Raw genomic sequence first — 16013 nt, 5'->3', positions numbered from 1 at the left:
CATCACTGCTTCGTTTCAACCTCGCTTCATTTCAAGCCCGATCAAGAAACAAGAACCACTAAATAAAAATAAGTCGATAAGGTAACAATATGGATAGCGCACTACTTTGGGCTTTTATTCCCACGTTTTTCTTCGTGTCAATCACGCCAGGTATGTGTATGACTTTGGCGTTGACGCTAGGCATGAGTGTTGGGTATAAGCGTACATTATGGATGATGATCGGTGAATTGGCTGGTGTTGCTGTGGTTTCTATTGCTGCGGTATTGGGTATCGCTTCTATCATGTTGAACTACCCATGGCTATTTACAGGCTTTAAGTTTGTGGGCGCAGGGTACTTGTTCTATTTGGGCGTTCAGATGTGGCGTTCGAGAGGCAAACTGGCGATCAGCACTGACAACCAAACAACAAAAGTCAGCAATGATTGGGACTTGGTGGTTCAAGGCTTCGTGACAGCTATCGCGAATCCGAAAGGTTGGGCATTCATGATTTCGTTATTGCCTCCTTTTATTAACAGCAATAAAGACTTAGCACCGCAGTTGTTGATTTTAGTGTCTATTATTCTGGTTTCTGAATTTGTCTGCATGACATTGTATGCTACGGGCGGTAAGAGCCTAAAACATATGTTGGGCAAAGCCGATAACGTTAAGTTGATGAACCGTATTGCTGGTACGTTGATGATGGGCGTTGGCGTGTGGTTGTTCGTTAGCTAATTCTGGTTAGCCTACAACGAGCAGAGATCCCCGATTCAGTCGTTCCTTCTTCTCGAGGATGACGCGTACTTGGGATGATGACTATTTAGGGTTACGGTGAGTTTTGAAAATTCGGATTCTTACTTAAACCGAAGAATGCATAGAATATAAAAAGAGCGATAGGGCATTTGGCCTTATCGCTCTTTTTGATTTTACTTAGCTAGCGAGCAGAAAATAGATAACAGAAATGTTTCTGATCTTAGCCTGCGTTGTAAATTTAAACCGCGATTTCACCGCCGTCTTCACGACGAATCACAACCGTAGATGCTCTTGGGCGAACATTGCCTTGAGTTTGAGCCGTTGCATCTTCAGACGATGGCCAGTTTGCTGGGTGTTGAATGTTCACAAACAGTGATTTGAAATCTGGGCTAATAGTAAAGCCAGTTACTTCACAACCGTTTGGACCCACAAAGAAGCGCTTAAGCTGTGCTTGGTTGTTTGCATCAATCACCGCGCTGTTGCCGTTGTCATCCGTTAACTGAGATGGAACCACTGCCAGCATTTGGTCATTGGTGTAACCAGTTACTTCGTCTGCGCCATTATCTGTCTGAATCCATAAAATACCACGAGCATCAAACGCTAAGCCGTCAGGACTCGCGAACTGGTTCATGTCTGTCAGACCAGAGCGGTTAATAGATTTATCTTCCACTGCTGGAGAGCCAAATACGAAGATATCCCAATCGAACTCGCCTGCCGTTTTGCCTTCATCCCAACGGATAACATGGCCGAACTTGTTGTCTACGCGAGGGTTTGCAGAGTTCGCTTCTTTACGCTTGTTGTTATTAGTCAGCGTTAGGTAAGCCGTACCTGTCATTGGGTCAACAGAGCACCATTCAGGGCGATCCATTGGCGTTGCACCAACAAGGTCGGCAGCACCAGCTGTATTGATAATAAGTGCAGCTTGAGAATCAAATGAATCACCTAGCTTGCCGCCGTCTGCGGTCTTGCTGCTCAGAGTCAGTGGTAGCCAAGTACCTGAACCGTCATCGTTGAACTTAGCCACATACAGTGTGCCTTTGTCCATGTACTTGTCACCCGCACTTAGACGATTGCTTGGATCTGCATCACGTGGGTCCCATTTCTCTTCGGAAACGAATTTGTAAAGGTATTCAAAGCGAGAATCGTGACCAGAGTAGAATACGATTGGCTCGCCTTCGGTCAACTTACCAAACGTACAGCCTTCATGGCGGAAACAACCCAGTGCAGAACGTTTTTTAGCACGAGAGTTTGCTGTGTATGGGTCGATTTCAACGATGTAGCCGTGACCGTGTGCTTCGTTACGGTAATCGTCCATTGCTGACTCACCTGTTGGTGTTACGTCAAAGCGTGCAAATTCGTCTAAGCGTTCTTGCTTGTTGCCTGAAAGCGTGTCCCAGCCGTAACGTGTTTTGTCGGTAGCGATACCAATACGTTCTTGCGCTGGCGTTGTCTCGCCTTTGTTAACGAAATAACCTGGCCAGTTTTCTTCACACGTTAGGTAAGTGCCCCATGGCGTGTAGCCATTACCACAGTTGTTCAACGTGCCACGAGCTTGGCTGCCGTCTTGTGAGAACTTGGTTTTGGTAAATTCACTGTGAGCAACAGGACCAGACAGATCCATTACGGTCGCGCCCGTGTAGCGGCGGTTAAGTGGATCGTTATCGACCATCACCCATTGGTTGCCTTCAAGTTTCACACGAACCACACTGACGCCGTGTGCGTTGATCTCTTTACGTACTTCATCAAGGCTAGGGCGGTTGCCTTCATCGTATGTAGGACCATTAGCGTGCAGTGCTTTTTGGTCAATGTATTCGTGGTTGATCACCAATAAGCCGTCGTTGCTGTTGCCATTAAGCGGGAAGAAGTGCATGCCGTCGTGGTGCATACCCAGTGAGTTTGCTTGATCTTGTGCGTTGTTGGTGCCGTCTTTTAACCAAGCATTGCCTTGCTTGTTGAGTGGAGTACCCCAAGGAACCAATACTTGTGCTGTATAGCCTTTTGGCACAACGACACTGTCTGTCAATGAGCCTTTAACCGATTCGAATGCAAGTGTAGCAGTGCTTTTTTGCGGTGCGCTAGATGACGCTGTCGCCGCGTGCGCCGTGCTGTGGCCTGCTAAACCAAAAGCACCAAATGCGGTCATTGCACTGATGCCCAAACCGCCTTTGAGAACATTTCTTCTTGAAAGGTTCGCATCTAAAACTTCTTCGAAGGGTTTGTTTTTGCTCTTGTTAAAACGAGTGCTATCAAATGTTTCCTTGCTCATCTCGACTGCTTCCTATTGGCTGATTTTATTATTCGTTATTCATGACTAACCCAGTTACAAGGGCGTGTTGACCTTTCGTGGTTAAATTTTGTTCGAGATGAAAGCGTTTTAATCGCGGCGAGGGGGAAGTAGCCTAGTCACTCTAAGCAAATCCCCCTCAACAAAGAGTAAAACGCTTTTAGCCGAACCCTTCGGGCAGCGTTTGCTGGTCATTTCTACTACGTTATCGGCTTCTCATGTAGGCTAGCTACATATCGACGCCTCTGCCTTGTATAAATACCCAGCAACTCGCTGCAAAAATCAGCTCGAAAGATCAACACGCCCTAACTAATGAGTTAATAAGTTTGGTCAATGTGTGACTAATCGTGAAGCAGTTAAGTGACAGATTTTTATAGATTTGATTAAGATTTTGTTTCTGTAGCACGAATTTTGCCATTAACACTCTCGTGCAATACAAAACTCTTGGGGATTAGGGGAGAACTGTGTATAAATGCTTTATCAAACGAAAAGAGAGACAGTTATGAAATTAGATAAAATCGAAAACAAAAATCGCCGCCTACGCAAAAAGCTATACCTAGGTGAATTCGCGATTCTGGGTTTTGAAGTAAGCTGCAAGACTTCGATTGCTGATTTTGACCAATACGATGTGTTCATTGACGAATTCATTGATTTCATCGACAGCATCGGTCTGTGCTTTGGTGGCGGCGGCCTTGAGCTGTTTGAAGGTTTCTTATGCTCAATTGAGCGCTACCGTTCAGTAACAGAAGCAGAACAACTGCAAGTTGCACAATGGCTTGAAGCTCGTGCTGAAGTAAGCAAAGTGGAAGTTAGCGAATTGATTGACGCAAATTACGCGTTCTAATTTGATGTTGTGTTGTTAGCTCGATTGAAAGGCCAAATACGGTTTATGAAAGAGTAACAACAGTACGCCAGAATAAAGGCCGAATCGGTAAATCGATTCGGCCTTTTTGCGCTTAACTCGCTCTATTTCTATTCTTTACCTTCTTTTCTACCCCTTACTAAGCAAATAATGAATTGATACTTTTCGCTTAAATATTAATACCTTACCGCTATTTTATTGGCAGTGATAAGTTTGGATAAACTTGTGAGAGTTTTATGAGAATTCAATGAAGTTGCTGATAGATTTGATCGCCATTCTTAGAGTCAACAACACCACAGTTCGTTCTGGCAAAGGTAACGGTATATCGCTGTTACTCGTTTTGTTGGCAACGATAGGACTCGATAAAGGATGGAATCAAAATGAATAAACGTACTCAAATCAGCTTAGTGATCAGCTTGGCTATGCTGGCCTTCGGAGCGGCTCAAGTTCAGGCTGCTGAGCTTGAAATCACTGTCACTAATGCAACGAAAGGGATCTACTTTACGCCTATCTTAGCAGCAGCTCATGACTCAAGCTTGTTCATGTTTAGAACGGGTGAAACGGCTTCTGCGGAACTAGAATCCATGGCCGAAGGTGGCGATATTTCAGGTTTATCTGGTGTCATTGCCAACGCGGGAGGCGTGGTGGTGGAGAATCCAGCGGCCGGAATTCTCAATCCGGGTGTCGCAACTACGTTTGATATCAGTACTGGCGATTTAGAGTACCTATCATTGGGTGCCATGCTGCTGCCGACTAACGACGGCTTTGTTGGTCTAGATAGCTGGAAAATCCCAACTCAAGCGGGCACCTACAAAGCGACTCTAAATGGTTATGACGCGGGTACAGAAGCCAATGATGAGCTGGCGGGCAGCATGCCGAACCCTCCATTCATTACCTTTGGTGCTGGTGGTACAGGTGTAGAAACGGCAGTATCAAACGCTAAGGTTCATATTCATCCGGGTAACATTGGTGATAGTGATGCGGCGGGCGGCATCAGTGACCTCGATAGCAGTAGTCATCGTTGGTTAAACCCTGTTGCAACTATCACCATTGTTGTGAAGTAAGGGGGATGTATGAAAGCTAGAATTCTATTTATCGCTGCATCAGTAGCTGTGTTAGCGGGTTGTCCGGACGATGACGACGATTACTATCGTTATGATGTGAGTGTTACTAACCTCACCCCTAATCAACCAATGTCACCACTCGCGGTGTTGACTCACAATACGAATTTTGACCTGTTTGAAATTGGGCAAAGTGCTTCTGTCGATCTTGAATACTTGGCGGAAGGGGGCAGCAATGCACAATTGCTTGCGCTCAGTGAAAGTGACGCAAATGTATATCAGGGCATCTCAGGCAATGGGCTGATTCTTTCAGGTGAGCAAGACACGGTGTCTATTCGTGTCGACCCAAATCAAGAAGGGTATATCTCAGTTGCTTCAATGTTGGTGAATACCAATGATGCGTTTGTCGGCGAATCCGGTTTATCGCTCAAGTCCTTGGCGGTGGGTGACACCTTTACGATGAACATGAATGTTTGGGATTCGGGAACTGAACTGAACGATGAGCTTGCTGCAACCATTCCGGGACCAGCAGGCGGTGGTGAAGGTTTTAATACCACACGAGACGATACCGATGTAGTGAGTTTCCACTCTGGCGTAATCAGCCAAGATGACGGCCTTACGACTTCTACTTTAAGTGCCAATCATCGCTTCCTTAACCCCGGTGCAAGAATCACCATTACTCGAACTGAGTAACAGGTTGAAAGCACGATGAAAGAATTCCTGCTCTGTTCCGGTCAATTGAAAGGTGGGCAGACTCAGAATAGAGCAGGGATCATGAATAGTGCTGCGGTAAATTTGATGGCAAACATATTGTTGGTTGAAGACGATGACGACTTGGCTGAACTGGTGCAGATGCATCTTAAGTTCCAAGGGCATAACGTAATCAGAGCTAATGTGATTGAAAAGGCTCAGGCGCTCTATAAAGAGGGTCATTTCGATTTGATCGTACTGGATCGTGGCTTACCAGACGGTGATGGACTCGATTTCTGTCGAATGTTGCGTCAGCAAGAGGATTGGACGCCAGTACTCATGCTCACCGCAAGGGATGCTGAGCTAGATAAAGTGTCAGGCTTAGAAGCCGGTGTTGATGACTACATAACGAAACCTTTCAGCGTTCTCGAGTTTCAAGCAAGAGTGAGGAACGTGCTTCGCCGTTTAAGCCATGTCGAATCAGCGACTCAAGAGGTTGTGGCAGCAGAATCGATTATGAATTTTGGTGGGCTCACTATTCAACCTGAACGCCATCAGGTGTCACTCAATAACCAAGACGTACCGCTGACTGCTACCGAGTTTACCTTACTTCATTTCTTAGCAACCCGTCCGGGACGTGTGTATAGCAAAGACGAGCTGCTCGATCATGTTTGGAATACTCATCACTCTGGCTATCACCATACCGTGTGTAGCACAGTCAACCGTCTAAGAACCAAGCTTGCGATGCCGAATAGTGATGATGATTTCATTAAAACCGTTTGGGGTGTTGGCTATAAGTTTGAGTCAAAAGCTTAGGCATATGTGTCGCGCCCGAAGTTTACTAAAAGGCCAGTAAGACCTAAGAGCCATCGAGGAGAGAACATGAGTTTCAAATCGCGTTTAGTGTTGTTCACCAGTTTGTGGTTTCTGCTCGTGAGTGTGGTGATTGCCTACACCTATAATTGGCAGAAAGAGACCATAGAGCAGAGAACTAAACAGAGCTTACACAAAGAGCTCGCGGTTCACATGCGCGATGATAATCCTTTGATGATTGGCACCGACTACAACCCTAAAGCGCTCAAATCCATATTCCACACTTTGATGTTAATAGGGCCAGATTTCGATATCTATTTCCTCGACAGTCAGGGAAAAATTACGACTCATGCTGCGCCAGAAGGCACTGTGTTAGCCAACCAGATAGACTTAGCGCCCATTCAACAGTTTTTAAACGACGAGCCTTATCCCATTCTGGGGGAAGATCCGATCAATCCCGGGGCTCGTAAGGTGTTTTCCGTAGCAGCGATTGAAGAGCTAGGTTCGACCGTTGGCTATCTGTACGTTTTGATCGGCAGTAATCGCCACACCGTGATTGCCAATTCGCAGGTCGACACGCCATACATTGCGCTAGCAGGGCTCATGCTTATCTCTATCCTAGGTTTTGCGGTTGGGGCTTATCTGTTGGTCAAACGTAGCCTGTTAAACCCAATAGAAGCCGTAACCAACAAGTTGCAACAGCAAGCAGAGCAAGATTTTCGATTGGATCCGAACTTTATTCATCAAGTACCAGAATTGGTGCCGATTGCACGCTCGTATCAGTTGATGGCGAAGCACATTCAACAGCAATTTTTGCAACTTGAATATCAGTCATCACACCGCAGACAAAGCTTATTACAGCTCAGTCATGATTTAAAAACGCCATTGTCGAGTGTATTGGGGTATCTAGAAACGTGGAAGATTCAAAACCCGCAATCAGACCCATTAATTGACGTTGCTTACCGTAACGGCAACAAGTTGTCTGAACAGCTCCATTCGCTGTTAGATAGCGCCAAGAATGATAATCCGGTACCCACATATCAATACGCTTCAATCGATTTCAATGTGCTAATGAGCGAATGTTTAGAAACGATTCAAAGCCAGTATCGCCATAAGAATGTTGAGTTGAACGTTAATATGCCTAATGGAATCAAGGCTGTGGGTGACAATGATCTGCTTGAGAGGTTGATTTTGAATCTTTTAGATAATGCATTGAGGCATAGCCCAAGTGGCACCGCGGTGTCGTTAGATGTTGGTTTTGAAGCGGATTCCAAACGGCTGAAGGTGGTGATTCATAATGAGGTTGAACAAGAAGCGCCAAACGGCTCGTTAGGTATTGGCACTAAAATCGCGCAGTCGATACTGATGTTACATCACAGCGTGCTAGAAACAACAAAGGCAGAGAACTCCTTCCAGCAAAGCTTTTACTTGCCATCGGTATAGCTCTGTCTGCCTTCGGTTTAGCTTGATGTGTTCTTGCGTAGAAGTAACGTTAAGCGTCTTTACTGTCTTCGTTACCTTCGTTCACTTTCGCGTAAAAGTGAAGTAGCTCAGTTAATTCTTTAACCCAGCCAAACGCATCTTTAGGTGCGTTTTTTAAGATCTTCTCAACTTTTTCACAGTGCACTTCGATTGCGATTGCTTCTTCAAGGTTGAAAGAAATTGAGTAGAAGTGCCAAAGGAGTAGGCGAGTCATTCGCTCGATGTTCTGTTGCGAGTTATCCGACTCAGAGAAGGCTAGGTTCACTTCACCAAGCGCGATAGCGGTCATTCGAAGCATTGCGTCAAATTTTGCTGATTGCATGCGTTCTTCGCTGGTAACTTCTTCTTGCTCAAACGTAAACAATTCCGTCATTGCATCTTCAGGAACAAGGCGATGAATCATTCTTAAACTAAATTCTTCTAGTTCATGGCGAGGCATGGTGATTAAGCAATTTAAGGTGTAGTCGCGTTGCATGGTGTTCTCTTGGATCTGCAAAAAGGTCGGACAGTTTAATGGAGAAGCGAGCTCAGAAAAAGCAGATTTTAGATAAGCCTACGTTTGTAGGCTTATCTGTGTACTACAAGCCCTAAAATCGATGCTTAGGGGAACTGTATTTAGGTTTGAACGCAGTATCAGGCTTTGCTATGGCTTGGCGGTTGATACTGCATAGACTGGTCGTTTCTCATGAATATGTTGCTCGCGACCAAACTGCCGATGCAAATCGAACCAAGGGCGAGCCAAGTCATCGCATCAGGAATCTCGTTGAATAGTGGGATCGCCAACAAGGTCGCCACTGCGGGTGTTGCACTGCCAAAAGCGGCAGAGCGTTCAGCCCCTAAGGTATTAACCGCATAAAGGTAAGTGAACGCCGCGATTAAACCCGCCCCAACGCCTTGCACTGCTGAATGAACGGCAAGCTCCGTGAAGGGCCAATTAGCGATTGGTGTGTCCATTAGGTGGCTTGGGAGGGTTCCAGTCAGGATTAGGACGAGTAACAGCAAAGTAGAACAGAGAGAAATAAAACCGGCACTGACTAACGCATTAAGATTAGCGACACGGGCTGAGATGGTGAACATCGCCCACATTAAGCTTCCGCATAAAAACAACAAATGACCTTTGGTGTATTCAAAGTTGAAGCTGCTTAAGCTACTCCCCAAAAACAACAGTATGCCGAGCAAAACCAAACCTAAACCAACAACACGGTGTCGGCTGAGTGGCTGCTTAAAAAAGAGTACCGCAATTCCAGTGACGAACAGAGGGAGCGTGCCGGGAACAAGAGCACTGCCATGTGATACCGGAACAAACTGCATCGCCGTTCCCGCAACGAGCAGATAAGGTAACCCGCTACCTACGAACATACCCGTTAGATACCGTTTGGGGACGACGGCAATCGTGCTGCGTGCTTTCCACATCAAAGGCAATAACACCAAAGCCGGTATGAGAAATCTTGTGAGAGCGATATCGGCAGGTGTTAAATCTGAATTTGCGCCGCCTTTAAGAGACAGGAAAAAGCTCGCCCAAATGAGTAGGGTGACAGTAATAGATAAGTAGCCAAGATTCATAATATAGAAGGAGAGTGGGTGATGACTCATTATGGAACAGTTGGTGTGCCACAGGTTGGCAAGTTTTGGTTCAACTTGAACTGTCGTTGATGATTTCTGCTAACATTCACCAGATAATTAACGGATTTAACTAATTTTCGGTATTTACTATGGATAGAATTGATAGACATCTTCTCGAACTGCTACAAAAAGATGGCAGGTTAACCACGGCTGAACTTGCTAATGAAGTGGGGTTATCACCTTCACCTTGTGCAAGACGAGTCAAAAGGCTAGAAGAAAAGGGCATTATTGACGGTTATCGCGTGAGCTTGTCACGAGAACAGGTCGGCATCGCAATGAGTGTGTTTGTTGAGGTGAGCCTAAACAACCACCAAGAAGTGTCGATAGATAAGTTTGAAGCGGCTGTTGTAGAGATGGAGGAGGTGATCAGTTGCCACGTTGTATCTGGGGCTTATGACTATTTGCTAGAAGTGGTTAGCCCGAACTTGATGGCCTACGAGGCATTTACAAGAAAACTTCAAAGGCTCTCTAACGTGAAAGATATTCATACCCACCTTGCGATAAGACAAGTAAAAGGCAACGCGCCACTGCCAATTTACACCGATTAGGCCAAAAACCAGAGCAGTAACACGGCGGTAGAATGAGCTGAAAACGAAATGGTTTACTCGTGAAGTAGAAGTGCGGTCAATGTCAAAAATCATCCATTAAGTGTCAGGTTTCAGGCAATAAAAAACGGAGCACCTCGTGAAAGGTACTCCGTATATGATAGGTGCAAAACTTAGTGATACTTAAAGTTAGAGATTGAACAATCCCCAGTTTGTGCATTAATTCTGAATGAAAAAGCGTGTGAATGATAATCCACGCCGTCATTCCAAATTGTCTCTCCAAATATCTTACATAGCTCTAGCTCACTTACTGAACCGAACTCTTCCATGTGTTTAGCTACAGATAAAAGTTTACCTCTTATCTCTGCAGTCCATTCCGTGTTACTCAAGCAGTTGAAAGCCATAGTCTTTTGCATATTACCTAGCCAAAATGTTTCTTGTTATTAAGTTATATGAAGATTCATGATAACAATTTTCTGGCGTTTGTAAATCTATTTTGTGATGAATATCTCACATACTCGCTTGCATTGGTCGGAAATTGAACTTCATTGTTGATAGATAGCACATTACTTTTACAACCTATTGATAAAGCTTTGATTAACGAGTTCTTGGAATATTATGAATGGGATTGAGCATATTTATCGGAAAAGTCCAGTCGAACGAGTGAGAGAATCTAATGGTGATTTCAGTTTGATGCATCGTTTACTGGTTGGTTTATGTGGCGCGCTTCATCAATCATCGTCGCTTCTCTGCGGTATTTTGAAGACAGCTGACGGAATTTTTCACTGAGTGTATGGAGATCTCGGGAGAGTGATTGTGAGCTTTGGACGTGCACCTGCGCGCTTTCTGCCTGGCGTGGGAGTTTTGCTTTGGTGCAGTGTTTGGCGACGGCTTGCCATGAATACGCTAGAGAGTCAGCGCCTTCAAGTTCACTAGACACAACATACGCCTGTTGTAACAAAACCTCGGAGACGTCATACGCGGTATTCATATGACTATTGAGCTGCACATTAAACCTTTCTTCGTACTTTGCCCAAAGCTCAATGATCTGCTCTTCATTAAAGTGTTTAGATAACAATGTTTGTGATTCGTAGGTTGATAGAACTTGGTTGAACTCTTTGGTGTACTGATTATAGCGACCTTCAAAAGAGAGCTGACGATCCAACAGTGTTTGCCAGTTTTCACGGTCACAATGATTCGCTAGAGCGACATTGGCACTCAAAGTTACGCTTACAATGATAACCTTCCCCCAAAAACTCATGACTTTCCTCTACTTACCGTGCGCTCTATTGAGAGTATAGATGAGCAGCAGCATGAGTTGATGTACACTTGAGACATACCTATAACGGAAGAGCTGGTGGATTTGATGAAAAAAGCGCTGATCGCTTTACTTGTGTTGTTGATATTGGGCGGAGGGGGAGGAGCGGCATACTACTTCTTGGTCATGAATAAAGACCCAATCCCACAAGAGAAAACGGAAGAGCCGGCGTTAGAAGCTACCGAGCAATCTGAATCTGACCTTGTACCCATCATGGATCTTCAGCCTGAACCCGAGCAGACGGAATTTTACGTTTTGGAGAGAAAGCTTGAAGTGGTCGAGCAACCTGAAATTGATGGCTTGATAACAGATTACCTCTATAAAGGGGAAAAGGTGGTGGTACTCGAGAAACAAGGCGAATGGGCACGTATCTCAGACTATATAGTCCTTAAAGAAGGCGGCCCACAGACGGCGGAATGGGTCTCTATGTCAGGCTTATCGAATGATGAAGTCATTATTTCGGAAAAAGAAAGCAAAGAGATATTGGATTCCTATTTGGTTAAGTCTGATGATCTCAAGATCCATCAAGAAAAATTCCGTAATTCGGTGGCTAAACTGATCTCTGAGGGGGAGTGTGCCCCAAGTGATTTTGAAGAATTAGGCGGGTGGGTGAAATCTGTTAAGTACAGCAATCGAGATGTTTATTTTATTTATTGTGGTGGGTTGTCCCTTGAAAACAAAATTTATCTTGATGTAAATACAAATGAAATATTTACGAAGTAAGATCCCACGCTCAATTTATTAATGCTATTTACTTAAGGCCACTCATAGATTGAGTGGGCTTTTTTGTCTATTCATAATGCTCATCTTCCCCATTTAGAACGTTAATTATATTGAAGATCATATAGAACCATTAGGAACCATTTATTAATTTCTAATAAGAGATTTGTTATTATTCTCGTGATCAATCATTTCAAATTCCCACATTGCATTATTCTTGAAACAAGCTTAGAGAGGCTTTGTTGCGTAATTCAATGGAACTAAATCAAGAACCTACGATCTGATCAGCTACCTCCACTCTATCTCGTAGTCCTATGCCTAAGCCTCGTTATAAAACAACCAACTGGAAGCAATACAACCGATCACTCATTAACCGTGGTTCTCTGACTTTTTGGATTGATGAAGAAGCAATAAGCGGATGGGCGCAAAGCAAACAGAATAAGCGCGGTAGGCCGCGTCGGTTCAGTGATTTAGCTATCACGACAGCACTCATGGTCAAACGAGTTTTTTCTATGCCATTGAGAGCGCTGCAAGGATTTATCGACTCGATATTTAGGTTAGCCCATGTACCGTTAAGTTGTCCGCATTACACCTGCATCAGTCGTAGAGCCAAGCAAGTTGAGGTTTCATTTAAGACTAAAACGAGAGGAGCGATACAGCACCTAGCCATTGATGCTACTGGCCTTAAGGTTTATGGCGAAGGTGAATGGAAAGTCAAAAAACATGGGACGGATGGCAAGCGTAGAGTCTGGCGAAAGCTGCATATTGCAGTCGATACCAACACTCATGAGATCATTGCCGCCGAGCTAAGTTTATCGACGGTTACAGATGGAGAAGTACTCCCGAACTTACTGAAACAAACACGCCGAAGTATCCTTGAGGTGTCTGGTGATGGCGCTTACGACACGAGAGCGTGTCACGCTGCTATTAAGATTAAGGGAGCTATTGCGCTTATTCCCCCAAGAGAAGGGGCTGCCTTCTGGGAGCGTGGTCACCCTCGAAATTTCGCCGTGGGTTGCCAGAAATTATACGACTCAAATAAGTATTGGAAAGAGCGGTATGGATACCACAAACGTTCACTCTCAGAAACAGCGATGTATCGAGTTAAACAGTTGCTAGGAGGGAAACTGAGCTTAAGAAATTACAATGCCCAGGTGGGTGAAACTTACGCGATGATAAAAGCGTTGAACAAGCTTACTGGGTTAGGTATGCCTGAAACTTGTCGTATTGACTAAGAAACAAGCGAAACGGGTTGGCTCTATCTCTAAATTTAATTACGCAACAAAGCCGCTGTAGGGTTTAATTAAAGCAAAACGTAAATTTTAATTATCAACTAAGACATTATCTTATTAACATCATTGTTATTTAATTGCTTGTAAGGGATGGAACCATTAATGAAAAAGCTTGCTTTAATTACAGGGTCAAAAGGCGGTATCGGCTCAGCAATTTCTTCTAAATTAGTTGCAGACGGCTATCGTGTTATCGCGACTTATTTTACTGGAAATTACCAATGTGCCTTGGATTGGTTTAACGAAAAACAATTCACCGAAGATCAAGTGAGATTGTTTGAATTAGATGTTACCAATACTGCGGAATGTGCGCTGAGCTTAAGCAAGTTGTTAGAAGAAGAAGGCACGGTGGATGTTCTAGTCAATAACGCAGGTATTACACGTGATAGCGTCTTTAAAAAGATGGATGCCGAAGCGTGGAAAGAGGTTATCGAAACGAACTTAAACAGTTTGTTCAACGTGACTCAACCTTTGTTCGCTCCTATGTGTGAAAAGGGTAACTGCCGTGTCATCAACATCTCTTCCGTCAATGGTCTTAAAGGCCAATTTGGACAAACTAACTACTCGGCAGCAAAAGCTGGAATGATTGGTTTCTCTAAAGCATTGGCTGCGGAAGGCGCTCGTAGCGGCGTAACCGTGAACGTAATTGCTCCTGGCTACACAGCAACGCCTATGGTTGAGCAAATGAAGCCTGAAGTACTGGATTCAATCAAGAACCAAATCCCGATGAAACGCTTAGCGACACCTGTTGAAATTGCAGACGCAGTGGGCTTTTTAGCGAGTGAATCTGGCGCGTACATTACAGGCGAAACATTGTCTGTGAATGGCGGCTTGTACATGCACTAATTGTCGAAACTGAAGGGATTGGAATGATGGAAAAAGTATTTATTGTTGCGGCTAAGCGCACTCCTATTGGTGCATTTACCGGGTCGCTAAAAAACGTAGCTGCGGGTGAGCTGGCTGGCGTTGCGATCAAAGGTGCACTTGAGTCTGTCGATATTTCGTTAGATGCGATCGATGAAGTGATCGTCGGCAACGTGATTTCGGCAGGTCAAGGCATGGGGGTTGCTCGTCAGGCTTCCATCTATGCAGGGCTTCCTGAAGAAACACCAGCATACGGTGTGAACATGATTTGCGGAAGCGGCATGAAATCAGTGATGGACGCAGCGGCGCACATCAAAGCACAAGATGCTGAAGTGGTTATTGCTGCTGGCGTTGAAGTGATGTCCCAAATTCCTTTTGTGGTACCAGCGAGCGTTCGTAATGGTCACAAAATGGGTGACATCTCAATGAAAGACTTACTGGTTGGTGATGGCTTAACCGATGCGTTTAATCATTACCACATGGGCATGACCGCTGAGAATATCGCGAACACGTTGAATATTTCGCGCCTAGCACAAGATAACTATGCTTTAGAAAGCCAACAGAAAGCCGTTGCTGCGATTGAAGCGGGTAAGTTTAACGAGCAAATCGTGCCTGTAGAAGTTAAGCAGCGCAGACAAACCGTCACTTTTGATACCGATGAGTATCCGAAGTCAGACGCGACATTCGAAGGTCTGCAAAAGCTTCGTCCAGCTTTTGACCGTGAAGGGTCTGTTACGGCAGGTAACGCTTCGGGCATCAATGATGGCGCGAGCGCAATCATCTTAGCGTCTGAGTCGGCGGTAGCGAAATATGGTCTAACACCTTTAGTGGAACTGACCAGCTACGCACAGTCAGGTTTGGACCCAAAGATTATGGGGCTAGGACCAGTAGAAGCAGTATCTAAAGCGCTTGATAAGGCGAATCTCACTCTAGAAGAAGTAGATTTGTTTGAATTGAATGAAGCGTTTGCAGCACAAGCTCTTGGCGTAATGTACCAATTGTCAGAGCAGCATGACTTACCACTTGATGAGTTCAAGCCAAAGGTCAATGTGAATGGTGGTGCAATCGCACTTGGCCACCCTTTAGGTGCGTCAGGTAATCGAATTATTGTTTCACTCATCCATGAAATGCTTGAACAGAAAACGACTTATGGCGTTGCTTCACTCTGTGTGGGTGGAGGAATGGGAACCGCTGTTTTGCTAAAAGGTATTGAAGGTTAGAGCCTGATATATCGGTAGCAAGCTTAAATATCGGATCAGCTTTTCAAAGCATCGTGAGTTAATCGATGAGCGTTGGCTGAAACGATAGTGACACAAATTTATTAAACTATGTATTCATCAGGAGTTACTTATGTACACGGATATTTTCAAAACAATTACTGACCAAACTGAAAAGCAATTTGAACCGTACTTAAAGTTCAACAAGTTGGTTGCAAAGAACGTCCAAACGATGACAGAACTGCAAATGAATGCAATGCAGACTTACACGAACATGGGTCTAGCGCAAATGAAAGCAGTGACTGAAATCAAAGACGTGACTAGCCTAACGGCGTTCAACAGCCAGCAACTAGCAGCGCTAACTCAATTGTCTCAACAGATGATGAGTGATAGCTCAAAAATGCAAGCTGCTGCAAAAGAGTTCAAAGAAGATGTTGAAACACTAACAACTGAAAACTTGAAAACAGTTACACCTGCATAAATTTAATCGCCATCGAGTTAGCGCAATATTTACTGT

General features: G+C 44.6%; 18 protein-coding genes. 13 read left to right on the top strand and 5 right to left on the bottom strand.

From position 1 onward, the window contains the following. The first annotated feature begins 89 nt into the window (after positions 1-89). A complete protein-coding gene (locus OCV20_RS20055) occupies positions 90-710 on the top strand; it encodes a LysE family translocator (protein WP_017062631.1) in 621 nt (206 codons plus the stop codon). A 256-nt stretch (positions 711-966) separates the two neighbouring features. Here OCV20_RS20055 and OCV20_RS20050 read toward each other — a convergent pair whose 3' ends face one another. Then, positions 967-2994, bottom strand: coding sequence for a PhoX family protein (locus tag OCV20_RS20050; protein WP_086775879.1), 2028 nt, complete (start codon positions 2992-2994; stop codon positions 967-969). 520 nt (positions 2995-3514) lie between these two features. Here OCV20_RS20050 and OCV20_RS20045 point away from each other — a divergent pair. From OCV20_RS20045 to OCV20_RS20020, 6 genes are all read left to right on the top strand, one after another. Continuing rightward, positions 3515-3856 (top strand): YggL 50S ribosome-binding family protein, encoded by a 342-nt coding sequence (locus OCV20_RS20045; protein ID WP_048606344.1) that lies wholly within the window; start codon positions 3515-3517, stop codon positions 3854-3856. A 265-nt stretch (positions 3857-4121) separates the two neighbouring features. Next, a complete protein-coding gene (locus OCV20_RS20040; protein ID WP_181949898.1) occupies positions 4122-4262 on the top strand; it encodes a hypothetical protein in 141 nt (46 codons plus the stop codon). Continuing rightward, positions 4255-4938 (top strand): spondin domain-containing protein, encoded by a 684-nt coding sequence (locus OCV20_RS20035; RefSeq protein ID WP_086775881.1) that lies wholly within the window; start codon positions 4255-4257, stop codon positions 4936-4938. Before OCV20_RS20040 ends, OCV20_RS20035 begins: the two co-directional genes overlap by 8 nt. Positions 4939-4947: 9 nt before the next feature. Further along, entirely contained in the window at positions 4948-5628 is a 681-nt protein-coding gene (locus OCV20_RS20030) for a spondin domain-containing protein (protein ID WP_086775882.1), read from the top strand. Positions 5629-5709: 81 nt separating this feature from the next. Further along, positions 5710-6441, top strand: a complete 732-nt coding sequence (locus tag OCV20_RS20025) for a response regulator transcription factor (RefSeq protein WP_086775883.1) — start codon at positions 5710-5712, stop codon at positions 6439-6441. A 66-nt stretch (positions 6442-6507) separates the two neighbouring features. After that, positions 6508-7881, top strand: a complete 1374-nt coding sequence (locus tag OCV20_RS20020; RefSeq protein ID WP_086775884.1) for a sensor histidine kinase — start codon at positions 6508-6510, stop codon at positions 7879-7881. Positions 7882-7930: 49 nt separating this feature from the next. On the opposite strand, the gene OCV20_RS20015 is transcribed toward OCV20_RS20020, so the two are convergent. Together OCV20_RS20015 and OCV20_RS20010 are read right to left on the bottom strand one after the other, a co-directional pair. Then, the gene (locus OCV20_RS20015; protein WP_017062624.1) at positions 7931-8395 is read right to left on the bottom strand and encodes a hypothetical protein; all 465 of its coding nucleotides are present in this window, start codon (positions 8393-8395) and stop codon (positions 7931-7933) included. A 158-nt stretch (positions 8396-8553) separates the two neighbouring features. After that, positions 8554-9483: a DMT family transporter gene (locus OCV20_RS20010; RefSeq protein ID WP_086775885.1), complete on the bottom strand. Its 930-nt coding sequence runs from the start codon at positions 9481-9483 to the stop codon at positions 8554-8556. A 149-nt stretch (positions 9484-9632) separates the two neighbouring features. Here OCV20_RS20010 and OCV20_RS20005 point away from each other — a divergent pair, with 149 nt between their 5' ends. Continuing rightward, positions 9633-10091, top strand: coding sequence for an Lrp/AsnC family transcriptional regulator (locus OCV20_RS20005; protein ID WP_086775886.1), 459 nt, complete (start codon positions 9633-9635; stop codon positions 10089-10091). Between the two features lie 170 nt (positions 10092-10261). Here the strand turns inward: OCV20_RS20005 and OCV20_RS20000 are convergent, their stop codons facing one another. Both OCV20_RS20000 and OCV20_RS19995 read right to left on the bottom strand, forming a co-directional pair. Continuing rightward, positions 10262-10504 (bottom strand): hypothetical protein, encoded by a 243-nt coding sequence (locus OCV20_RS20000; RefSeq protein WP_017062621.1) that lies wholly within the window; start codon positions 10502-10504, stop codon positions 10262-10264. Positions 10505-10773: 269 nt separating this feature from the next. After that, complete coding sequence (locus OCV20_RS19995; protein WP_086775887.1) at positions 10774-11349, bottom strand: hypothetical protein; 576 nt, start codon at positions 11347-11349, stop codon at positions 10774-10776. A 96-nt stretch (positions 11350-11445) separates the two neighbouring features. Here OCV20_RS19995 and OCV20_RS19990 point away from each other — a divergent pair, with 96 nt between their 5' ends. The 5 genes from OCV20_RS19990 to OCV20_RS19970 all read left to right on the top strand — a co-directional run bounded on the left by OCV20_RS19990 (position 11446) and on the right by OCV20_RS19970 (position 15977). Further along, a complete protein-coding gene (locus OCV20_RS19990) occupies positions 11446-12129 on the top strand; it encodes an SH3 domain-containing protein (protein ID WP_017069149.1) in 684 nt (227 codons plus the stop codon). 311 nt (positions 12130-12440) lie between these two features. Next, positions 12441-13361, top strand: a complete 921-nt coding sequence (locus OCV20_RS19985; RefSeq protein WP_086773621.1) for an IS5 family transposase — start codon at positions 12441-12443, stop codon at positions 13359-13361. Positions 13362-13520: 159 nt separating this feature from the next. Continuing rightward, a complete protein-coding gene (locus OCV20_RS19980) occupies positions 13521-14261 on the top strand; it encodes an SDR family oxidoreductase (RefSeq protein ID WP_048613548.1) in 741 nt (246 codons plus the stop codon). Positions 14262-14287: 26 nt separating this feature from the next. Then, positions 14288-15499, top strand: a complete 1212-nt coding sequence (locus OCV20_RS19975) for an acetyl-CoA C-acetyltransferase (RefSeq protein WP_086775959.1) — start codon at positions 14288-14290, stop codon at positions 15497-15499. A 130-nt stretch (positions 15500-15629) separates the two neighbouring features. Further along, positions 15630-15977 carry a phasin family protein gene (locus OCV20_RS19970; RefSeq protein ID WP_017062616.1) on the top strand — a complete coding sequence of 116 codons (348 nt, stop codon included), beginning with the start codon at positions 15630-15632 and terminating at the stop codon, positions 15975-15977. The last annotated feature ends 36 nt before the right edge of the window (positions 15978-16013 follow it).

It is taken from the genome of Vibrio coralliirubri, assembly GCF_024347375.1.
GTDB lineage: Bacteria > Pseudomonadota > Gammaproteobacteria > Enterobacterales > Vibrionaceae > Vibrio > Vibrio coralliirubri.
Note: the sequence above shows the minus strand (reverse complement) of the source record. Positions and strands in the feature narration are given on the sequence as shown.